Here is a 19192-nt window from a genome sequence, read left to right on the forward strand (position 1 = left end):
GAAAGAACCTCGGATCTTGGCGGCATCCCACACCTCGCCGTACCCAGCGACCCGAGTACGCTCGTAACCGTGACCGAACGCGCTCCTCTCTCTCGCAAGCTGTCCGCCATCGCCGAGTCCGCGACCCTCAAGGTCGACGCCAAGGCCAAGGCCCTCAAGGCCGAAGGCAAGAACGTCATCTCGTATGCCGCGGGCGAGCCCGACTTCGCGACACCGCAGTTCATCGTGGATGCTGCGGCCGAGGCCCTGGCCGACCCGGCGAGCTACCGGTACACCCCCGCGCCCGGACTGCCTGCGCTGCGCGAGGCGATCGCCGCGAAGACCCTCCGCGACTCCGGTCTCGAGGTCTCTCCCAGTCAGGTGATCGTCACCAACGGCGGCAAGCAGTCGGTGTACCAGGCGTTCCAGGCCGTGGTGAACCCGGGCGACGAGGTGCTGCTCCCCGCGCCGTACTGGACCACTTACCCCGAGGCCATCCGCCTCGCCGACGGCACCCCCGTCGAGGTGTTCGCCGGAGCGGACCAGGAGTACAAGGTCACGGTCGCGCAGCTCGAGGCCGCGCGCACCGCGCGCACCACCGCGCTCGTCTTCGTGTCGCCGTCGAACCCCACGGGCTCGGTGTACACCGCCGACGAGACCAAGGCCATCGGCGAGTGGGCGCTCGAGCACGGCATCTGGATCATCAGCGACGAGATCTACCAGAACCTCACCTACGAGGGCGTCAAGGCCACCTCGATCGTCGAAGCCGTCCCCGAGGTCGCCGGTCAGACGATCCTCGTCAACGGCGTCGCGAAGACCTATGCCATGACCGGATGGCGTGTGGGCTGGATGGTCGGACCCGCCGACGCCATCAAGGTCGCAGGCAACCTGCAGTCGCATCTCACGAGCAACGTGAACAACGTCGCCCAGAAGGCCGCGATCGCCGCTCTCAACGGTCCGCAGACCGAGGCAGAGCAGTTCCGCGAGGCCTTCGACCGTCGCCGCCGCCTCATCGTCTCGGAGCTGTCGAAGATCGAGGGCCTCGTGGTGCCGAACCCGCTCGGCGCGTTCTACGTGTACCCCGACGTGCAGGGCCTTCTCGGTCGCACCTGGGGCGGTGTGACGCCGACCACCTCGCTCGAGCTCGCCGACCTCATCCTCGACCAGGCGGAGGTCGCGGTCGTCCCCGGCGAGGCGTTCGGCCCCTCCGGCTACATCCGTATGTCGTATGCGCTCGGCGACGACCAGCTCCTCGAGGGCGTGCATCGGTTGCAGCAGCTGTTCGCCTGAGCTGCTGCACCTCGCCCGAGACCCGTGCGAGGGGCGCATCGACGATACTGGAGGCATGGACGACGGCGAGGCAGAGGGTGAGCGGATGCCGGTGACTCTGCGGGTGGCCTTCGCCATCCTGATCACGGTGACCGTTCTGGTCTTCTTCCTCTCCCTCGTGGTCGCTTCCTTCCTCTGGTACTGGGGAGGAGAGTGGCGACAGTTGCTCAGCGTGCTCCCCTTCGTCCCGGTGGTCGTCTACACGACCATCACCGTGCTCGTCGCAAGACGAACATCGTGGGCCCGATACGCGACCCTGCTGTTCCCGCTCCCGCTCGCGCTCTACGTTCCGGCGGCAACGGCCACGACCTGGGAGTTCCCGGTCGGCCTCGCGGCCCTCGCTCTCACCACTGCGGCGGTCGTGTTGATCTTCCTCCCGTCTTCTCGTCCCCACTTCGGCAGCGGGATGCCTCAGTCCTCGGGGTGGAAGCCGATCAGCCAGCGGATGCCGTAGCGGTCGACGAGCGTGCCGTCGTAGTCGCCCCACGGGCGCTTCTGCAGCGCGTCGATCACGCGACCGTCGGCGGCGAGCGCGTCGTACCAGTCGGTCAGCGTCAGCGCATCGGCCGTGCCGAGCAGCGACAGGAACATGCCGCCCATCTGCACCGCGTCGTCGTCGGCGCCGGCGTCGGCTCCGGCGAGTTCGACGAGTCCGCTCAGCTGTCCGTGCGCGACGGCATCGCCCGGCCCATCATGCCGGCCGGCCGTCGCGTAGTCGAGCAGCTGCAGCTCACCGCCGAACACCGACTGGTAATGACGCAGCGCCTCCGCGGCGTTGCCGGGGAACAGCAGGTACGGGATCAGTCCGCTCATGCCGCGAGCGTAGCGCCACCGGCCGACGTCGGCCACCGAGACCAGCACGACGAACGGCCGCCACCCGAAGGTGACGGCCGTCCGTTGGCACGCGATCAGGCGACGGGGATCGCCGCGTACAGCACCCATGTGAGCGCGAAGCCTGCCACGCCCAGGACCGTGGTGAGCGGAGTCCAGGTGCGCAGGCCGTCCTTGACCGAGAGGCCGAGGTACCGCGTGACCACCCAGAAGCCCGAGTCGTTCACGTGGCTGAGGCCGAGCGCGCCGTAGCCGATCGCGACGGCGAGAAGCGCGGTGTGCACGGTGTCGAGCCCCATCGCGGCGACCGAGGGCAGCAGAAGCCCTGCGGTCGTGGCGATGGCGACGGTGGCCGACCCTGAGCGGCGCGCATGATGAGCGAGATCAGGAAGGCCGCCAGGAGCAGCGGCATCCCGCTCGAGGCGAGCACATCGGCGACCGCGCCGCCGATGCCGGTCTCGGTGAGGACGCGGCCGAAGGCTCCTCCGGCTCCCGTCACCAGGATGATGACGGCGGCGGCGGGCAGAGCAGATTCCATGACCTCGCCGAGGTGCGCCGCCGACCAGCCACGCCGGATGCCGAGCAGGTACATGGCTGCGGCGATCGCGACCATGAGGGCGAAGATCGGCTGACCGATCATGCTGAGGAAGCCGTTCCAGAACGACCCCTTCTCGAACAACGGGGCCACGGCGGTGCCGAGCATGATGAGCACGAGCGGCAGCAGGATGAGGCCGAGGACCGTGCCCGCGCCCGGAGCCTTCTCGCCCTCGCCGAGCCCGCCGCTGAGCGTGGACCGGTCGGTGCCGAAGTTGTCGTACATCTCCTTCGTGGCTGCGAGCATCGCGAACTCACGGGTGTTGATCCACTTGGCGACGAGATACGACAGCACGCCGAGCGGCACGGAGATCGCGAGCGCGAAGATCGTCACCCAGCCGATGTCGGCGCCGAGGATCGCGGATCCGCCGACGATGCCGGGGTGCGGGGGCACCGCGACATGGACGGCGAGCATGATGCCAGCGACCGGGAGCCCGAACTTGATCGGGTTGAGCCCTGCCACCTTCGAGAAGGCGAACACGATGGGGATGAGGATGATGAAGCCGGCGTCGAAGAACACCGGGATGGCGAGGATGCCGGCGGCGATGACGAGCGCGATGCCGACCCGCTTCGGGCCCAGCCAACCCGTGAATCGCCCGGCGAGCGACTCGGCGCCGCCGGAAAGCTCGATGATCTTGCCGAGCATGGACCCGAGGGCCACCAGCACGGCGACCGAGCCGAGAGTGCCGCCGACACCGGCGATGATCGCCTGGATGACGCCGAGCTGCTCGGGCGTATCGCCGTCGGCGGGGATCGTGGTGAGCGGCAGACCGGCCGCGATGCCGACGATGATCGACACCAGGATGAGGGCGTAGAACGCCTGCATCTTGAACCGGATGATGAGCAGGAGCAGCAAGCCGAGGCCTGCGAGGCCGATCAGGATGAGGATCGGAAGAGGAAGCATCTCTGGATCTCTTCTTTCAGTGAGGGCGCGACGTCGCGCTCAGGACAGTCGTTCGGGTGCGACGACGCGGATGACGGCAGAGTCGTCGAGGGCGCCAAGGCCCTGCGCTTCGCCGAGGAGGAACAGCTGCTCGGCCGCGGCGGCGACCGGCGTGGAAAGGTGTGCACGGCGGGCGGCATCGCCCACGATGCCCAGGTCCTTCACGAAGATGTCGAGGCGGCTCAGCACCTCGGCGCCTTCGGGGTCGTACGCCTCGAGCGCACGGGGGCCGCGGTTGCCGAGCATGAAGGAGTTCGCCGCTCCCGCGGTGAGCGCATCCAGCGTGCGGGCGCGGTCGAGACCCAGCGCATCGGCGAGGGCGAGCGCTTCGGCGGCAGCGGCGATGTGCACACCGCACAGCAGCTGATTGACGGTCTTCAGAGCCTGCCCGTCGCCGGGCTTGTCCCCCACGATGGACAGCGTGGACGCGAGCTGCTCCAGCACGGGGCGCGCGGTCTCCACGGCGGCGGGGGTCGCGCCGACGACGATGAGCAGATCTCCCTCGCCTGCACGCACGGGGCCGCCGGACAGCGGTGCGTCGACGAGCTCAGCGCCATGGATGGCGAGCTGCCGGGCGATCGCCTCGATGCCCTCGGTGCCGACGGTGCTGGTGAGGATCACGACCGCACCATCGGCGAGATGCGTGGCGAGTCCATCGTCTCCGAAGAGCAGTTCGTCCAGCTGGGCACCGGTACGAACGGCGACCAGCACGGCGTCGGCACCGTCGACGGCCTCGGCCGCCGATGCGGCGGGCGTGACGCCCGCTTCCGCGGCGAGGGCGATGCGTTCGGTGGCGATGTCGAAGCCGCGTACCGTGAAGCGCTGGGCGAGGCGTACGGCCATCGGCAGCCCCATGGCGCCGAGTCCGATGACAGCGACGGTGGTTGTCATGATTGTCCTTCCGGGTGGGTTCCATCGTCGCCTGCGAGAGTGGCGACGACCGTGACGAGGGAGTCCGCGTCGCCGACGTTTCCGGCGAACACGACGTAGGGGATGCCGACGGCGGGGCCGGTCTCCGGCTGCCACAGCGAGACGAGACCAGGGAGCATGGGCCCCAATACGGTCGCGCGACGGATCTCGAGGGCCTCGCTGGCGACGTCACTGAGGTGATCCCGCCCTTCGCGATGACGAAACGGGGAGGGGCGATCGCGAGCACGCGGCGCACGAGGTCGACCACTCCGCTCGAGACGCGACGGGCGATCGCGAGGCTCTCATCCCCGTCGGCACCGGTGACGAGCTCGCGCGTCGTGTGCACGATCACGCTTCCCTCGTCCAGCGCAGCCGCGGCGGCATGCGCCTGCTCCTCGAGATGCGCCTCGCGGTCGGGGCCGATGAGCGCCCGCACATCGAGCTCGATCGTGCGCGTGTTCGGGCGCGCGGCCTTCAGCGCGTCGAGCTGTGCGGTGGTGAGCGGCACGTGACTGCCCACCACGACCAGCCCGCCGCGGTCGTGGGCGAAGGGGATGTCCTTCGCGCGCATCGGCGCGGCGATCTCCTGCCCGATGTGGGCACGGACGTAGGGCGGTCCGACGCGGAGCAGCACGTTCTTCTCGCGGAGGCGATGCAGTGCGAGGGCGACGGTGCTCATGTCCGCTTCCTCGACGACGTCGACGGCGACGACGGCGCCTTCGGGCAGAGCGCCGAGGAACGCGATGACGGCGTCCACTCCCGCCCGGATGGTGCCGATGTGCAGGCCTGCCACCACGGAGGCCGGGATCTGTCCGCCGGTCTTCTCCGCCACCCAGTCGCGCAGATCGGAAGAGCGGTAGCCGAAGGTGGCATCCGCGGCGAACGGGGTCTCGCCGACCGGGGTGGCCTCGCCGTCGGTGACCCAGTAGTGGACGGAGTCGACCGTGAGCCGACCGGCGTCGGGGAACGCGGGGATGAGCAGCGTAAGCGAAGGAGTCCGCCCGGTGCGCGCCGCGACCTCTGCCGAGAGGACATCGGTCTCGAGTGGGAAATGCCCCCGGAGAGTGGAGTCGCTTCGGGAGACGAAGGTCACGTGGCGGCCCTGGGCGTCGGCGGCGTCGAGCGCCACCGCGACGATCTCCCGGTTGCGCGCAGCCGCGGCGTCTTCGTCGAGCGATCGGGTGTTCGTGAGCACGTAGACGGCGGATGCGCCTGTCGCGAGAGCCTCGTCGAGATCGGCGCGCTCCCATCGGGTGAGCACGGGAGATTCGCGACCGACTGCGTTCCGGTCGGGTCGTCGTCGAGCACGATGAGCACGTCGGTGGGATCGACCTCGGCGCGCACGTCGGCGGCGGTGACCTCGAGCGGTGCGGGCAGGGGCGCCAGCAGGTCGTCGATGTGCACTCGAACTCCTTCGTTCCGGGAGATGGTCCGTGGCTGGGGACCACGGACCTGGGGGATCTGCATCGTTATCCGATATCAGATATCGATGAGCGTACCTCAGCATCGCGCCCATCGCCAAAACGGCACAGCGACGCGGATGGCGCGTTGTCAGCGGCCGTGCACGTAGTGCAGCAGGTCGTCGCGGGTCTGCCTCATGTGGCTGCGCATCGCCTGACGGGCGGCCGCGCCGGAGCCCGTGCGCATCGCCTCGAGCACCGCGGCGTGCTCGGCCAGGGCGTGCTCGCGGATGTCGGGGACGGCGCTGGTCTCGCTGCGCGTCGCCTGCAGCATGGTCGTCAGCGGGCGCATCGAGGCGACCAGGATGCGGTTGTCCGCCGCCCGGATGATCACGTCGTGGAAGGCCAGATCGGCGGCCACGAATCCCTCGACGTCGGCCCGATCGTGCGCTGCACGCATCTCTTCCAGCAGCGACTCCATCTCCGCGAGGTGCGCGTCCGACCGCCGACCCGCCGCGAATTCCGCTGCGCCGGTCTCGAACATCATGCGCATCTCGAGCATCTCCACGGAGGAGCGCTCGCGGGCGCCGGCGCTCTGTGCGTGCCGGACCACCGCGTCGAGGCCCGTCCACTCGTCAGTGGGCGCGATGCGATGCCTGGTCCCGGGCACCGCGACGATGACGCCCTGCGCCTGCAGCAGCCGCACCCCTTCGCGCATCGTGAGGCGCGACACCCCGAACTGCTGGGCGAGCTCCCCCTCGGGGGCAGCGGTTGGCCCGCCTCGAGCCGGCCGGCGATGATCTCGTCGAGCAGACCGTCGACGACGGCCTGCGTCCGCGAGACCCGCTCGACCTTGGTCACAGGTCGACGCCCACCAGCACGGGCTCCGGCTGCAGCACCAGACCGAATTCCGCATGGACGCGGCTCTGGATGAAGCGGGCCAGCTCGGCGACCTCGGCGGACGTGGCCCCTCCGCGGTTCGTCAGTGCGAGCGCGTGCTTGGTCGACACCGACGCACGGGACCGCGGGAGCTTGAATCCCTTGCGGATGCCGGCCTGCTCGATCAGCCAGGCGGCGCTCACCTTGACATCGGAGACAGTGGCGGGCTTCGACAGCGGCACCTGCCCGTCGTACGAGGCGAGCGGGATCACGGTCACCGCGTCGAGGTCCGGGGCGACCGGCCACCGTGGGCACTCCGGAGGGAGCGCCGTCGCCACCGCGGCCGTCACGATCGCATTCTGGAAGAACGAGCCGACACCGTGGGTGTCGGGGTCGCTCTCGTCGAGCAGCATGCCCTTGGAGGCGCGAGTCGCGAGGATGCGCTCGCGCACCCACGCCAGCGGAACCGGGGCCTCGTCGACGAGACCGAGCGCACGACGCAGCTGCTCGCCGCGCACGATCCGCTCGTTCGCGACCACGAGGTCGACCGTCGCGGAGAGGATCACGGCGCGGCGCAGCGGCACGCTTCCGTGGTGATGCTTGAGCACCGAGGTGCGGAATCCGAGTCCGAGTTCGGCGGCGGGAACGGTGGATATCTCGCCGGTCGCCTCGTCGATCAGCTCGACCTCGACCAGGGTCTCCTGGATCTCCTGCCCGTATGCGCCGATGTTCTGCACGGGCGCCGCCCCGACCGTCCCGGGGATGCCGCTCATGGCCTCGAGCCCCGCGTAGCCATGCGCGACGGCGTAGGCGACCAGGTCGTCCCACCCGTGCCCGGCCTGAGCGCGCAGGCGGATCCGCCCCTGATGCGGGGACGGCAGCTCTTCGACGCCCTCCGTGCGCACGCGGATGACGGTGCCCTCGAAGGGATCGTCCCCCACGAAGAGGTTCGATCCGCCGCCGAGCACGAACCACTCGTCGCCGCGTCGCCAGGTCTCGCGCAGAGCCTCGATCAGCGCCGGGGTCGTCGTCGCGTCGAGCATCCGCTCCGGCGCCGCACCCGTGCGGAGCGTGGTCAGCTCGGAGAGCCGTACGGGTTCGATCTCCTGCATCACAGCGCCCTCATCAGACGGCGATGCGCAGCTGCGCCTTGACGAGCACGGTCGTCTCGTCGAATGTGACCTTGAGGTCGATGCGCGCCACCTCGTCGTCCACCGCACCCACCGTGGCGGTGACGTGGATGTCGGCGCCGTGGACGGGATCGACCACGACCGGCTTCGTGAAGCGCACGCCGTAGTCGAGCACGCGCGTCGCGGGGTCGAGCGCCGCGATCACCACGGACGAGGCGATGCCCATCGTGAGCATGCCGTGCGCGAGCACACCCGGCAGGCCGACCGACGCGGCCACGTCGTCGCGGTAGTGGATGGGGTTGAAGTCTCCTGAAGCTCCTGCGTAGCGCACGAGCGACTCGCGGGTCACGTGCACGGTGCGCTCCGCGAGCACGTCTCCGACGGTGTACCCCATCAGGCGGCCTGCCCTTCGACGGTGTTCTCCTCGGCCCCGACGAGCAGCACGCTCGTCGCGGTGACGACGTGAGCGCCCGCCACGTCGGAGATCTCGGCCTCACTCGTGATCATCGCGTTGCCGCCCATCATCCGGATGCCGGTGACGCGCAGCTGCCCCGTGAGCTCGTCTCCCGCGACGATGGGCCGGCTGTAGGTGAAGCGCTGCTCGGCATGGATGGTCCGCGCGAGCACGATGCCGGAATCCTCCTGCGCCAGCAGCTGCTGGAGCGTGAGGTCTTGGATCACCATCGCGAAGGTCGGTGGAGCGACCACGTCGTCGAAGCCCAGCGCGCGTGCCGCCTCGACGTCGAAGTGCTGCGGGGCGTCGGCGAAGACGGCGCGCGCGAACTCGCGCACCTTCTCACGGCCGACGAGGTACGGGGCCGTCGACGGGAACTCCCGGCCGACCAGTTCTTGGTTCACTGCCACCCCTCGATCCTACCGAGGCCCGACCGACAGTCCGCCGCGAAGGCGTCCGCCCGCCTCCGAGGAGGAGACGCGATCCCATGCTGGAATATCTGTGACATGTAACATGTCAGCTGTCGTAAAGTGAACCCACATCACACGGACATCGAGGATCGACTCCTCGCCCAGACAACGAACGGGAGCACGGATGCGCGCAGTCGTCTTCACGGCGGAGGGGCAGCTGTCTCTCGAGGAACGGCCCACTCCGACCCCCGGCTTCAAGGAGATACTCATCGCCACCGCTGCCGTGGGGATCTGCGGGACCGACACTCACGTCCTCGACGGCGAGTTCGAGGGGACGATCTTCCCGCTCGTACCGGGACACGAGGCGACCGGCACCATCGTGGCTCTCGGTGAAGGCGTCAACAGCGGCGTCTTCGACTTTCAGATCGGCGACCACGTCGCCGTGAATCCCAGCACGACCTGCGGCGAGTGCGAGTACTGCCAGAACGGACACCAGAACCTCTGCCGGTTCTGGAACGGGCTCGGCGTCGTCGCCTCCGACGGAGCCGCACAGCAGTTCTTCACCGCCCCGGCGGGCAATGTCCACAGACTGCGACCGGACACCGACCTGTTCGAGGCGGCGCTCATCGAGCCGCTCGCCTGCGCGATCAGAGGATGGGACGTGCTCCCCCGCCGTCTGGGTGACCACGTGCTCGTTTACGGCGCCGGAACCATGGGACTGCTCATGGCGCAGTTGGCGCACCGTGCCGGGGCAGCGACCGTGACGATCGTCGACCTCAACGAGGCGCGGCTGCAGACGGCGGCGGAGTGCGGCATCGAGCTGCGCTACACGAGCGCCGATCACGCCCGACGTGACAAGTGGGACGTGGTGATCGACTGCACCGGCAGTATCGCCGCGATCGAAGACGCTCTCACGCGGGTCAAGCCGGCCGGCTTCTTCCAAGACTTCGGCGTCGCGCCCGCAGACCGCTCGGCGCGGTTCTCCCCGTTCCGCGTCTACCGCGACGAGATCTCCATCGTCGGCACGATGGCCGTGCTGAACTCCTTCGGACGCGCGGTGGAGCTCTTCGAAGCCGGTGCCATCAACGCCGCCGCGATGATCAGCCACTCCTTCACCCTCGACGACTACGAGTCGGCCCTCGACATGTTCCGGCGCGGCGAGGGACGCAAGCTCCAGATCCGCCCGAACGACACCGCCTCCCGAGTGCTGCGGTGACGCTGCCCGCTGCACCCCGTGGAAGGACGCGCGATCGGGGGATGCGCAAGATCGTGCAGGCCGTGATCGTCGTCGCCCTCATCGCGTTCGTCGCCGTAGGCACGAAGGTGCTGCCGATCGACGGCGACAGCGCGCCCGGCCCCTCGGCATTCGACCCCGCGACCTTCGGCGCGACGCAGTTCCCGAAAATCGAGGACTTCGTATCCGCCCACGCCGTCGAGGCGAAGGAGCTCGCCGACGCGATAGCCGCCGACCTGGCGGACGCCGCCGAGAAGTACGCCACGACGGGCCCGAGCGGTCCCGTGTACAGCGTCGAGATCACCGGCGTCGTCGGCCAGGCCGACGCTGGGATCGCCCCGATCGCGGTGACGGGCCTGTCGCCGGACCTTCAGATCCGCGTGCAGTTCGGACCCGCCGTGAACGGCACCGACCTCCGCGACGTCGCCGGCGACATCGAGTTCGGACAGTTCAGGAACCAGATCGAGTATCAGAACGCCGCAGCCGCCATCAACGACGAGCTGAAGGCGAAGACTCTCTCGTCGATCGATGTCTCGTCGCTATCCGGAAAGACCGTGACCGTCGTCGGAGCCTTCACCTTCGTGAGCCCGACCGCCTGGTTCGTCACGCCGGTCGAGGTGCAGACCGAATGAGCGCTGAGACCGACGGTGTCGTGCTCGAAGCACGCGACATCACCAAGACCTACGGCGGCACGAAAGCTCTCAAGGGCGTGAACTTCACCGTCCGCCGGGGCACGGTCACCACGCTGTTCGGCGAGAACGGCGCCGGCAAGTCGACGCTGATGAAGATCCTCTCCGGGGTCGAGCAGCCGACCTCCGGCGAGATCCTCCTCGATGGGAAGCCCGTCGTGCTGTCCTCCGCGGCCGAGGCCCGGGATCTCGGCGTCTCCATCATCCACCAGGAGCTGTCGCTCGCCCCCAACCTCTCCGTGCGGGACAACATCTTCCTCGGGCGCGAACTTCACGGGCCCTTCGGGGTCGACTATGCCGAAGAGGAGCGGCAGACGAAGGCGCTCCTCGACGACATGCGCATCGGCGTCGATCCCGACACGCTCGTATCGGACCTGCGCGTCGGCCAGCAGCAGATCATCGAGATCGCTCGCGCCCTGTCGATCGACGCGCGCATCCTCATCATGGACGAGCCGACCTCGGCGCTCACCGCGGCCGAGGTCGAAGTGCTCTTCGGCATCATCAACAGCCTGCTGGCGCGCGATGTCGCGATCGTGTACATCTCCCACCATCTCGAAGAGGCGCTGGAGATCACCGATCACGCGGTGGTCCTCCGCGACGGTGTGATGACCGCTCGCGGCGAGCGCGCGGACATCGACCTGGCGTGGATCGTACGGACGATGGTCGGCGACGGATTCGACCTGGGTACGCCGCCCACCGGTTACGCGTTCGGCGATGTCGCGCTGCGTCTCGACGGTCTCGTCGTGCGCGACAGGGAGAACAGCGATCGCGCGGCCGTCGACAGAGTCGACCTCGAGGTGCGATCCGGCGAGATCGTCTGCCTCTACGGTCTGATGGGGGCAGGTCGCACCGAGATGCTCGAGGCCGTCGCCGGCCGAGAGCCCATGGCATCCGGGGACATCCTGCTGCACGGGCGCTCCGTCCTGCCCCTGTCCATCGCCGAGCGGATCGCCGCGGGCATCGGACTGGTGCCCGAAGACCGCCAGCGGGACGGCCTGGTCCAGACGTTCGACGTCGGCGCCAACCTCACGCTCGCCAGCGTGCAGCGCAGCATGTCACGCGGAACGATCTCACGCCGACTCGACACCGAGCGTGCCAACGCGCTGATCGCCGCCGTCACGGTCAAGACGCCCGGGCCCGACCTGCCCATCGGAGCCCTCTCCGGCGGCAATCAGCAGAAGGTCGTGATCGGCAAGATCCTCGCCACTCGACCGACCGTGATGCTCCTGGACGAACCGAGCCGCGGTATCGACGTGGGCGCGAAGGGCGAGGTCTTCCGCCTCCTCGCCGGCAAGGCGCGTGAAGGACTCGCGGTCGTCTACTCCACTTCCGAGGTCGGCGAGTGCTTCAGCATCGCGCACCGCATCATCGTGATGCGTCGCGGCCGCATCTCCGCCGAGTTCACGCCGGAGGCCACCAAGGACATGATCATGGCCGCCTCCGGTGAAGCACTGACCTGAACCACTCGATCGGATCCGACCATGACGACCACCATCATCCGGAATGCGCGTGCATTCTCGCTCCCGAAGCTGCTCCTCGAGGGCAGGGCGTTTCTGGCGCTGCTTCTCGTCATCGTGGTGTTCTCCTCGCTGACGCCGAACTATCTCACCGTCGCGAACCTGCTCACCATGGCCTCCCATGTCGCCATCTACGCGATCCTCGGCCTCGGCATGCTCGTGGTCATCCTCAACGGCGGGATCGACCTGTCGGTCGGGTCGACGCTCGGCTTCTCTGCCGTGATCGCGGGGTTCCTCCTCAGCGGCGTTCCGCTGACGTTGTTCGGAGTGGTCCTCTACCCGAGCGTCCCGGTCACCGTGTTCCTCGCGTGCGGAGTCGGCGCGCTCGCCGGTCTCGTCAACGGCATCCTCATCGCGCGGTTCAAGGTCGCACCCTTCGTCGCCACACTCGGAATGCTCTACGTGGTGCGCGGGCTCGCGCTCCTCATGACGAACGGCCTCACGATCAACGATCTCGGCGGAGATGCCGAGCGGGGTAACACCGGCTTCGACTGGCTGGGCTTCAACCGCATCCTCGGCATCCCGGTCGGCGTGGTGATCATGGCGGTCCTCGCCCTGGTGCTCGGTTTCGTCCTCGGACGCACCCGGTTCGGCCGCTGGCTGTATGCCTCGGGCGGCAACGAGCGGGCCGCAGAGCTCTCGGGCGTGCCGGTGCGAAGCGTGAAGGTGCGCGTGTACGTGATCTCCGGCGTGTGCGCTGCGATCGCCGGCTTGATCCTCGCCTCGACGCTCACCAGTGCGGGGCCGACCGCTGGGCAGTCGTACGAGCTCACGGCGATCGCCACGGTCGTCATCGGCGGCGCCGCGCTCACGGGCGGCCGCGGGACGGTTCGCGGAACCCTCCTCGGCGCTTTCGTGATCGGGTTCCTCTCGGACGGCCTCGTGATCGTCGGCGTCTCCGCGTACTGGCAGATGGTCTTCATGGGCGCCGTGATCGTCGTCGCGGTGCTGTTGAACACGTTGCAGTACGGGCGGCGGCGCCGGACGAACAGCGTCTCGCCGCAACCGCCCGCTTCTCCGTCCGGTCAGGATTCCGCGACGCGATCCGTCTCGAACCCCTGATCGACCGAACCGGCATCCGCCTGCGCTGTCGGCCCCAACCAGAAAGGACACACCCCATGATGAGAAAGAAGGCTCTCGCCGCCCTGGCCGTGGCCGGAACGCTCGCGCTCGGCTTATCCGCGTGCACGTCCGACCAGAAGCAGGCCGGACCGGTATCCACTGACGGCAAGGGCGGCCTCATCACCGTCATCGTCAACGACCCGGCGAACCCGTATTGGAAAGCGGAGGGCGATGCCGCGGCCGCGAAAGCGAAAGACCTCGGGTACACCTCCGTGGTGGGCGCGCACAAGGGCGACACGAACACCGAGAACACCCTCATCGACACCGCGATCGCCAACAAGTCGGCCGCGATCATCCTCGATCCCGCCAATGCAGACGGCTCCGTCGCGGCGGTGAAGAAGGCCGATGCGGCCGGAATCCCCGTCTTCCTCGTCAACGCCGAGATCAACCAGTCGGGGCTGGCGAAGGCTCAGCTCGTCTCCAACAACGCGCAGGGCGCCGCGCTGGGCGCGCAGGAGTGGACCACTCGCATGCAGCAGGCCGGCAAGTACATCGAGCTGCTCGGTGCGCCGTCCGACAACAACGCGCAGACCCGATCCAACGGCTTCGGGACGGTGTTGTCGCAGTACCCGGGCCTCGTGAAGGTGGGCTCAGACGTCGCCAACTGGGATCGGACGGAGGGTCGGAACAAGACGCAAGCGCTGATGCAGGCGAACCCCGATATCAAGGGCATCATCTCCGGCAACGACGAGATGGCGCTCGGCGCGATCGCAGCACTGAAGGAGGCCGGCCGCGAAAAGGGTGTCGTGGTGGGCGGTTTCGACGGCAGCCCAGACGCCGTCGACGCTGTCGAGTCGGGCGAACTCGCCTACACGGTGCTGCAGCCTGTCACCGTTTTCGCCGCGAAAGCCGTCGAGCTCGCCGACGACTTCCTGAAGACCGGGAAGGCCCCGAAGACAGAGAAGCAGTCGTTCGACTGCATCCTCATCACCAGCGACAACGTCGACAAGATGACCGGGCCGTTCACCTACACGGAGTGAGACAGTCCGTTCGATCGCGGATGCGGGACGGAGTCACACTCCGCCCCGCATCCGGAAGGAAGGCAAGATGAGCTACATCGTCAACGACCCGACCGACTTCGCGGAGGAATCGGCAATCGGGTTCTTCGCCGCACATCGTGACCGCGTGCGAGCGGTCGAGGGCGGCGCCGTGCGCCGCTCGGGCACACCTCAGGATCAGGTCGCCGTGGTCATCGGCGGCGGATCAGGCCACTACCCGGCATTCGCCGGACTCGTCGGACCAGGTCTCGCACACGGCGCCGCGATGGGCAACGTCTTCGCGTCGCCGAGTGCACCGCAGGTCCGCTCCGTCGCGGCCGCTGCGCACGCAGGGGCGGGAGTGCTGCTCTGCTACGGCAACTACGCGGGCGATGTGCTCAACTTCGACCAGGCCCAAGAGGAGCTGCGCGCGCAGGGCATCCCCTGCCGCTCCGTCGTCGTCACGGACGACGTGTGCAGCGCCCCACCGGCAGAACGGGGACGACGCCGCGGCATCGCCGGCGATCTGGTGGTGTTCCGGGCGGCGGCCTGGGCCGCTGAACAGGGGCGTGATCTCGATGCCGTGGCGGAGTTGGCGGCGCGCGCGAACGACCGCACTCGTTCCTTCGGGGTCGCATTCAGCGGATGCCGTCTCCCGGGTGCGAGCAAACCCCTCTTCACCGTGCCGGATGGGTGGATGGCGATCGGCATGGGCATCCACGGCGAGCCCGGAATCGACGTGCGGCCACTCCCCACGGCGCGAGAACTCGCTGAACTCCTCGTGGCCGGCTTGCTCGATGAACGACCGGAGGGCATCGAGGAGGTCCACGACCAACGGGTGGCGCTGGTGCTGAACGGACTCGGCGCCGTCAAGGCGGAGGAGCTGTTCGTCGTGTACGCCGACGTCGTCCGACTGCTCGAGGGCAGCGGCATCCGGATCATCGACCCCGAGATCGGCGAGTACGCGACCAGCTTCGAGATGGCAGGCCTGTCCCTCACCCTCGCCTGGCTCGACGAGGAGTTGGAGGAGGCGTGGCGTTCCCCCGCATCCACACCCGCGTATCGCAAGGAGTCGCTGCCCGCATCCACGGACGTCGACGACGAGACCCCACGCGGAGGTGCCGCCGGCGCTTCCGAGGAGATCCCACCCGCGACGGCGAGGTCACGACGCGCAGCGGTGCTCCTGCAGGAAGCCCTCCACGCGATCCGGTGTCGCATCGACGCCGAGGCGGACGCCCTCGGACGCCTCGACGCGGTCGCCGGCGACGGTGACCACGGAATCGGGATGCAGCGAGGTTCTCGCGCCGCCGATGAGGCCGCGACACTCGCTCTCGATCGCGGAGCGGGCGCGGGTACGCTCCTCGCTCGCGCAGGCGATGCGTGGGCGCTCCGCGGCGGAGGCACATCAGGAGCGTTGTGGGGTGCGGGGATGCGGGCAGCGGGCGAGTCGCTCGGCGACGACGCCCTCCCCGATGCCGCGAGGCTGGCCGACGCCCTCGACGCTGCGCGCGCCGTCGTTCAGGAGCGTGGGCACGCTGTGCTCGGAGACAAGACCCTCGTCGACGCACTGGTGCCGTTCGTGACCACCCTGCGCGCGGGCGCCGCCGCCGGTCGAGGCGTCGCCCGCTGCTGGACCGAGGCGGTGCAGGCTGCCGAGACCGCCGCTCAGGGCACCGCGAATCTGCAGCCGCGCCGCGGCCGTGCGAGGCCGCACGCGCAGAAGAGCGTGGGGTCGCCCGACCCCGGAGCGATCTCGTTCGCTCACGCGATGGCCGCGGTGTCGGCCGTCATCGACAAGAAGAAGGGACGAACATCATGACCGCATGGCGCGTGGTGATCGGCAGTGACGATGCGGGGTTCACCTACAAGGAGGCGTTGAAGGCCGACCTGGAGCGTGACCCCCGAGTGGCCCAGGTCATCGATGTCGGCGTGGACGCCGACGGGCACACGCCGTACCCTCAGGTGGCGATCGCCGCGGCGGAGTACGTGCGAGCAGGCGACGCGGACCGTGCCGTGCTGGTGTGCGGAACAGGACTCGGAGTCGCGATCGCGGCGAACAAGGTGCCGGGCATCCGCGCCGTCACCGCCCACGACAGCTTCAGCGTCGAACGCAGTGTGCTCAGCAACAACGCCCAGGTGCTCACCGTCGGACAGCGGGTCATCGGCCTGGAGCTCGCCCGTCGGCTCACGAGGGAATGGCTGGGATACGTGTTCGACGACTCCTCGCCGTCCGCGGCGAAGGTCGCGATCCTCGATGACTACGAGCAGTCAGGACGCTGTGACTGACGACGGGCTCTTCGCTCCTCCCGTGCTCCTCGGGGTGAACCTCAAGCTGTACATGGACACGGCCGAGAGCAGGGAGTGGCTCCGCGCCGTGGCGCAGATCTCCCGCGACACCCCCGCACTCCGCAGTGGGCGGGTCGGACTGTTCGTGCTCCCCTCGCTCCCCTCGCTTGCGGTCGCGGTGGATGCCCTGAGCGGGACCGCCGTCGAGGTCGGCGCGCAGGACCTGCACTGGACGGATCACGGCGCCGTCACAGGAGGAGTCAGCGGTGCCGATCTCGCCGATGCGGGCTGCCGTGTCGTCGCGGTCGGGCACGCGGAGCGGACCAGTGTGTTCGGAGAGGACGACACGATCGCTGCCCGCAAGGTGTCCGCGGCGGTGCGCAACCACCTCATCCCCTGATCTGCATCGGCGAGCTTGCGCGGGGCACACCGCACGACGCGGCGGCAGCATGTACACGACAACTCCGCAGCCGTCTGGCCACCCTCGCCGAAGATGAAGGGGCAGAGATCCTCGTCGCCTACGAACCCGTCTGGGCGATCGGACGTGCAGACGCTGCCGACGCCGCGCACGTGGCCGTCGTCCTCGGCGCGCTGCGCGAGATGCTGACGGCCGAGGCCAGAGTCCACCGTTTCCGATTGCTCTACGGAGGAAGCGCGAAACCGGGCACCCTCACCGAACTCGGAACCATCGTCGACGGACTCTTCCTCGGACGTTTCGCCCACGACCCCGCCGCGCTCGCGCGGATCGTCGACGAAGCTGCGGCGTGCACACCGCGCGGAGGCCGGAGATCGTGACCCCGGTCGAGCACCTCGAGCTGCCGCTCCTGCACGGCACGCGCGCCCGCGTGAGTCGTCGGAGCGCGCGACAGGGAGCGATCGCCGACGCCGTCGTGACCGCCGGGACGATCCGGATAGATGAACTCGCGGCACGATTCGACATCAGCACGATGACGGCGCATCGTGATCTGGATGAACTCGAACGACGGGGGTTGCTGCGCAAGTCCCGCGGGATCGCGACGGTGACGTCGACTGCCCTCGTCGAGTCGAGCGATCTCTATCGAGCCGGACGAGAGCTCGCGGAGAAGGAGGCCATCGCGATGTCGGCCCTCGAGTTCATCCATCCCGGCCAGGCGATCTTCCTCGACGATTCGACCACTTCCCTGCATCTGGTGCCCCATCTGGCGGCGAAGCGGCCGCTCACCGTCATCACCAACTCCCTCACGATCATGAATGCCCTCCGCTCAGCCGGAGGGATCACGGTGATCGGCCTCGGCGGGGAGTTCCACAACTGGTGCAGCGCGTACATGGGACGAGCGACCACCGACGCGATCGCCGCTCACCGCGCCGACACCGTGGTGATGTCGACCTCGGCGATCATCGACGACATCGCCTTCCATCAGACGCCGAAGACCATCGACGTCAAGCGCGCCATGTTCGACGCCGCCCTGACGCGGATCCTCCTCGCCGACCACACGAAGTTCGAGAAGCGGGCCCTGCACGCGATGCTCCCGCTTGCAGCATTCGATGCCGTCATCGTCGACGAGGGGACCGACCGGCGCCACATCGGTCATCTCCGAGAGGCGGGAACACGGGTGATCGTGGCACATCAGCGCTCCCCCCTCCGCTGAGGGGAACGTGCGATCGCGCGAGGACTCAGGCCGCTCTCGCCGGCACGGTTCGTTCAGCCGCGGGTGCGTCCGCGAACCGCCTTGATCGCCATCTGGACGGCGATGACCACGAGGTATGCCGCGAACAGCATGTTGCCGAGCGTGGGGTCGACGATCGTCGCGAGCCAGGCGCCGAGGGCGGTCGTGGTGCAGGCGGAGACCCCGATGAGCAGGGCGGCGAGCAGATCGACGTTGCGGTTGCGGAGGTTCCCGACGGTGCCGGAGATCGCCGTGGGGATCATCATGAGCAGCGAGGTGCCCTTGGCGACCAGGTCGCTCGTGCCGAAGGCCAGCATCAGCACCGGGACGACGATCACACCGCCGCCGACGCCGATGAGGCCGGCGAGGATGCCGGTGCCGACGCCGACGGCGACGAGCGCGACACCCGTGAACCAGGTGAGTTCGAAGGCGGCATCGCGCGAGGGGATCACCAGGAACAGACTGACGATCACCACGAGGAGGAAGCCGACGAAGCCCCAGCGGAGAGCGGTCTGCGAGATGCGCGGCAGCAGTCGCGTCCCGATCTGCGCGCCGACCACGGCCCCGGCTGCCAGGATGATCGCCGGGATCCAGGCCACCGAACCGGTCGTGGCGTAGGAGATCACCCCGACGCTCGCGGTCGGCACGATCGCGGCGAGCGAGGTTCCGGCCGCCAGCCGCTGGTCGAAGTGGAGCAGGAGCACCAGCAGGGGGACGATGACCGTGCCGCCGCCGACGCCGAACAGCCCGGACAGGAGGCCCGCGAGGAGGCCGATCCCGATGAATGCCGTGTAGGCGCGAGGCCCTCGTGCGGGGGCCTGTACGTCGCTCACCGGATCAGCCTACTCGCGGCCTCCTCCCCG

At 68.8% G+C, this 19192-nt stretch carries 21 protein-coding genes and 2 pseudogenes; 11 read left to right on the forward strand and 12 right to left on the reverse strand.

Translation table 11 applies throughout. From position 1 onward, the window contains the following. Positions 1 to 69 precede the first annotated feature (69 nt). Positions 70 to 1269, forward strand: a complete 1200-nt coding sequence (locus G4G29_RS15515) for a pyridoxal phosphate-dependent aminotransferase (RefSeq protein ID WP_183150739.1) — start codon at positions 70 to 72, stop codon at positions 1267 to 1269. 55 nt (positions 1270 to 1324) lie between these two features. Beyond that, the gene (locus G4G29_RS15520) at positions 1325 to 1762 is read left to right on the forward strand and encodes a hypothetical protein (RefSeq protein ID WP_183150740.1); all 438 of its coding nucleotides are present in this window, start codon (positions 1325 to 1327) and stop codon (positions 1760 to 1762) included. Here G4G29_RS15520 and G4G29_RS15525 read toward each other — a convergent pair. The 11 genes and pseudogenes from G4G29_RS15525 to G4G29_RS15560 form a co-directional block, all read right to left on the reverse strand. Beyond that, the gene (locus G4G29_RS15525; protein ID WP_309491591.1) at positions 1720 to 2250 is read right to left on the reverse strand and encodes a VOC family protein; all 531 of its coding nucleotides are present in this window, start codon (positions 2248 to 2250) and stop codon (positions 1720 to 1722) included. The genes G4G29_RS15520 and G4G29_RS15525 overlap by 43 nt on opposite strands. Continuing rightward, a complete protein-coding gene (locus G4G29_RS22525) occupies positions 2217 to 2480 on the reverse strand; it encodes a hypothetical protein (protein ID WP_345941184.1) in 264 nt (87 codons plus the stop codon). Before G4G29_RS22525 ends, G4G29_RS15525 begins: the two co-directional genes overlap by 34 nt. Then, positions 2363 to 3637 carry an SLC13 family permease gene (locus tag G4G29_RS15530; RefSeq protein WP_244632081.1) on the reverse strand — a complete coding sequence of 425 codons (1275 nt, stop codon included), beginning with the start codon at positions 3635 to 3637 and terminating at the stop codon, positions 2363 to 2365. Before G4G29_RS15530 ends, G4G29_RS22525 begins: the two co-directional genes overlap by 118 nt. 39 nt (positions 3638 to 3676) lie before the next feature. Continuing rightward, positions 3677 to 4567, reverse strand: a complete 891-nt coding sequence (locus tag G4G29_RS15535; RefSeq protein WP_183150741.1) for an NAD(P)-dependent oxidoreductase — start codon at positions 4565 to 4567, stop codon at positions 3677 to 3679. Then, positions 4564 to 4725, reverse strand: coding sequence for a hypothetical protein (locus G4G29_RS24175; protein ID WP_345941096.1), 162 nt, complete (start codon positions 4723 to 4725; stop codon positions 4564 to 4566). The genes G4G29_RS15535 and G4G29_RS24175 overlap by 4 nt, the downstream gene beginning before the upstream one ends. Positions 4726 to 4835: 110 nt before the next feature. Further along, positions 4836 to 5780, reverse strand: a pseudogene (locus tag G4G29_RS15540) (four-carbon acid sugar kinase family protein); the annotation flags it as partial. Further along, positions 5675 to 5989, reverse strand: a complete 315-nt coding sequence (locus G4G29_RS24180) for a hypothetical protein (protein ID WP_345941097.1) — start codon at positions 5987 to 5989, stop codon at positions 5675 to 5677. The gene G4G29_RS24180 and the pseudogene G4G29_RS15540, both read right to left, overlap by 106 nt. Before the next feature lie 147 nt (positions 5990 to 6136). Beyond that, positions 6137 to 6718, reverse strand: coding sequence for an FCD domain-containing protein (locus G4G29_RS15545; RefSeq protein ID WP_183150742.1), 582 nt, complete (start codon positions 6716 to 6718; stop codon positions 6137 to 6139). 124 nt (positions 6719 to 6842) lie between these two features. Continuing rightward, positions 6843 to 7976 carry a UDP-N-acetylmuramate dehydrogenase gene (locus G4G29_RS15550; RefSeq protein WP_183152860.1) on the reverse strand — a complete coding sequence of 378 codons (1134 nt, stop codon included), beginning with the start codon at positions 7974 to 7976 and terminating at the stop codon, positions 6843 to 6845. A gap of 13 nt (positions 7977 to 7989) precedes the next feature. Further along, complete coding sequence (locus G4G29_RS15555) at positions 7990 to 8388, reverse strand: MaoC/PaaZ C-terminal domain-containing protein (RefSeq protein ID WP_183150743.1); 399 nt, start codon at positions 8386 to 8388, stop codon at positions 7990 to 7992. Further along, the gene (locus G4G29_RS15560) at positions 8388 to 8858 is read right to left on the reverse strand and encodes a MaoC family dehydratase N-terminal domain-containing protein (RefSeq protein WP_183150744.1); all 471 of its coding nucleotides are present in this window, start codon (positions 8856 to 8858) and stop codon (positions 8388 to 8390) included. Before G4G29_RS15560 ends, G4G29_RS15555 begins: the two co-directional genes overlap by 1 nt. 184 nt (positions 8859 to 9042) lie before the next feature. On the opposite strand from G4G29_RS15560, the gene G4G29_RS15565 reads away from it, so the two are divergent. From G4G29_RS15565 to G4G29_RS15605, 9 genes and pseudogenes are all read left to right on the forward strand, one after another. Continuing rightward, a complete protein-coding gene (locus G4G29_RS15565; RefSeq protein ID WP_183150745.1) occupies positions 9043 to 10074 on the forward strand; it encodes a zinc-dependent alcohol dehydrogenase family protein in 1032 nt (343 codons plus the stop codon). 41 nt (positions 10075 to 10115) lie between these two features. Further along, positions 10116 to 10724, forward strand: coding sequence for a DUF2291 family protein (locus G4G29_RS15570; RefSeq protein WP_183150746.1), 609 nt, complete (start codon positions 10116 to 10118; stop codon positions 10722 to 10724). Then, positions 10721 to 12241 carry a sugar ABC transporter ATP-binding protein gene (locus G4G29_RS15575; RefSeq protein WP_183150747.1) on the forward strand — a complete coding sequence of 507 codons (1521 nt, stop codon included), beginning with the start codon at positions 10721 to 10723 and terminating at the stop codon, positions 12239 to 12241. The genes G4G29_RS15570 and G4G29_RS15575 overlap by 4 nt, the downstream gene beginning before the upstream one ends. Before the next feature lie 21 nt (positions 12242 to 12262). Beyond that, on the forward strand, positions 12263 to 13360 hold the full coding sequence (locus G4G29_RS15580) for an ABC transporter permease (RefSeq protein WP_183150748.1): 1098 nt from the start codon (positions 12263 to 12265) through the stop codon (positions 13358 to 13360). Between the two features lie 56 nt (positions 13361 to 13416). Next, a complete protein-coding gene (locus G4G29_RS15585; protein ID WP_244632082.1) occupies positions 13417 to 14400 on the forward strand; it encodes a D-ribose ABC transporter substrate-binding protein in 984 nt (327 codons plus the stop codon). A gap of 67 nt (positions 14401 to 14467) precedes the next feature. Beyond that, positions 14468 to 16216, forward strand: a complete 1749-nt coding sequence (locus tag G4G29_RS15590; RefSeq protein ID WP_183150749.1) for a dihydroxyacetone kinase family protein — start codon at positions 14468 to 14470, stop codon at positions 16214 to 16216. Then, complete coding sequence (locus G4G29_RS15595; RefSeq protein ID WP_183150750.1) at positions 16213 to 16683, forward strand: ribose-5-phosphate isomerase; 471 nt, start codon at positions 16213 to 16215, stop codon at positions 16681 to 16683. Before G4G29_RS15590 ends, G4G29_RS15595 begins: the two co-directional genes overlap by 4 nt. A 52-nt stretch (positions 16684 to 16735) precedes the next feature. Next, positions 16736 to 17478: pseudogene (locus G4G29_RS15600) on the forward strand (triose-phosphate isomerase family protein). After that, the gene (locus G4G29_RS15605; RefSeq protein WP_244632083.1) at positions 17448 to 18311 is read left to right on the forward strand and encodes a DeoR/GlpR family DNA-binding transcription regulator; all 864 of its coding nucleotides are present in this window, start codon (positions 17448 to 17450) and stop codon (positions 18309 to 18311) included. Before G4G29_RS15600 ends, G4G29_RS15605 begins: the two are co-directional and overlap by 31 nt. 53 nt (positions 18312 to 18364) lie before the next feature. On the opposite strand, the gene G4G29_RS15610 is transcribed toward G4G29_RS15605, so the two are convergent. Further along, complete coding sequence (locus G4G29_RS15610; RefSeq protein ID WP_183150751.1) at positions 18365 to 19162, reverse strand: sulfite exporter TauE/SafE family protein; 798 nt, start codon at positions 19160 to 19162, stop codon at positions 18365 to 18367. Positions 19163 to 19192: the final 30 nt, after the last annotated feature.

Origin of the sequence: Microbacterium sp. Se63.02b (assembly GCF_014171575.1) — a bacterium.
In the GTDB taxonomy this organism is placed as follows: Bacteria; Actinomycetota; Actinomycetes; order Actinomycetales; family Microbacteriaceae; genus Microbacterium.

Coding starts and splice junctions, on each gene's coding strand:
- G4G29_RS15520 (WP_183150740.1), top strand. CDS start 1,325: ATGGACGACGGCGAGGCAGAGGGTGAGCGGATGCCGGTGACTCTGCGG.
- G4G29_RS15595 (WP_183150750.1), top strand. CDS start 16,213: ATGACCGCATGGCGCGTGGTGATCGGCAGTGACGATGCGGGGTTCACC.
- G4G29_RS15525 (WP_309491591.1), bottom strand. CDS start 2,250: ATGGGTGCTGTACGCGGCGATCCCCGTCGCCTGATCGCGTGCCAACGG.
- G4G29_RS15590 (WP_183150749.1), top strand. CDS start 14,468: ATGAGCTACATCGTCAACGACCCGACCGACTTCGCGGAGGAATCGGCA.
- G4G29_RS15555 (WP_183150743.1), bottom strand. CDS start 8,388: ATGGGGTACACCGTCGGAGACGTGCTCGCGGAGCGCACCGTGCACGTG.
- G4G29_RS15570 (WP_183150746.1), top strand. CDS start 10,116: ATGCGCAAGATCGTGCAGGCCGTGATCGTCGTCGCCCTCATCGCGTTC.
- G4G29_RS15565 (WP_183150745.1), top strand. CDS start 9,043: ATGCGCGCAGTCGTCTTCACGGCGGAGGGGCAGCTGTCTCTCGAGGAA.
- G4G29_RS15580 (WP_183150748.1), top strand. CDS start 12,263: ATGACGACCACCATCATCCGGAATGCGCGTGCATTCTCGCTCCCGAAG.
- G4G29_RS15550 (WP_183152860.1), bottom strand. CDS start 7,976: ATGCAGGAGATCGAACCCGTACGGCTCTCCGAGCTGACCACGCTCCGC.
- G4G29_RS15575 (WP_183150747.1), top strand. CDS start 10,721: ATGAGCGCTGAGACCGACGGTGTCGTGCTCGAAGCACGCGACATCACC.
- G4G29_RS15585 (WP_244632082.1), top strand. CDS start 13,417: ATGATGAGAAAGAAGGCTCTCGCCGCCCTGGCCGTGGCCGGAACGCTC.
- G4G29_RS15535 (WP_183150741.1), bottom strand. CDS start 4,567: ATGACAACCACCGTCGCTGTCATCGGACTCGGCGCCATGGGGCTGCCG.
- G4G29_RS15530 (WP_244632081.1), bottom strand. CDS start 3,637: ATGCTTCCTCTTCCGATCCTCATCCTGATCGGCCTCGCAGGCCTCGGC.
- G4G29_RS24175 (WP_345941096.1), bottom strand. CDS start 4,725: ATGCTCCCTGGTCTCGTCTCGCTGTGGCAGCCGGAGACCGGCCCCGCC.